Source organism: Vibrio sp. 378, from assembly GCF_033339435.1.
The window spans coordinates 1-870 of the sequence record NZ_JAWOUO010000291.1 but is presented as its reverse complement, the minus strand read 5'-3'; the positions used below and the strand labels follow the sequence as shown (position 1 = coordinate 870).

Annotated in this window: 1 protein-coding gene; it reads right to left on the bottom strand. The window is 47.8% G+C overall.

Going from position 1 to position 870, the window contains the following annotated elements; translation table 11 throughout:
* Positions 1-870, bottom strand: an 870-nt coding sequence (gene ispH, locus R7Q48_RS25775) for a 4-hydroxy-3-methylbut-2-enyl diphosphate reductase (protein WP_318133013.1), incomplete at both ends; no start/stop codon positions are given.

Below are 870 nucleotides of genomic sequence, written 5' to 3'. Positions count from 1 at the left end.
GTCCACTTGCTTGATTTGCAGCTCTTTTGGTACTTCGAAGAACATGTTTTCTTCTCGACCTAAGACTTCATCGACTGAGCGTGCACCCACTAGCTCTTTGATACGCTCAAGAATCTGATTCACCAACTCTTCTGGCGCAGAAGCACCCGCTGTCACACCTACTTTTGTCTTGCCTTCAAACCACTCTGGCTTGATATCTTCAGGACAATCAGTCAAGTAACCAGGCGTGCCAAGTTTCTCAGCCAACTCTTTAAGACGAGTAGAGTTTGAAGAATTCTTAGAACCCACAACCACCATTACATCCACATCACCAGCCAGCTCTCGCACGGCATCTTGGCGGTTTTGTGTTGCGTAACAAATATCGTCTTTACGTGGACCTTGGATGTCAGGAAATACGCGGCGTAGCTCTTCAATCACATCAGCGGTTTCATCGACAGACAATGTGGTTTGGCTTACATAGTGCAGATCCGATGGATCTTTCACGATCGCTTTTAGTTTTTCAACGTCCGCAGGAGTTTCCACTAAGTACATGCCGCCAGTTTCGCTTGAGTACTGACCCATGGTACCTTCGACTTCTGGGTGACCAGCATGACCAATCAGAACCACTTCCATATTGCGGCGGCTTGCACGCGCAACTTCCATATGAACTTTCGTTACCAATGGGCAGGTTGCATCAAATACCGTCAGATCACGCTGTTTTGCTTCTTGGCGAACCGCTTGCGATACACCATGAGCAGAGAAAATCACGATGTTGTTGTCAGGCACTTCATGTAGCTCTTCAACGAAGATAGCGCCTCGTTGCTTTAGCCCCTCAACCACAAAACGGTTATGTACCACTTCATGGCGAACATAGATCGGCGGCTGATACAG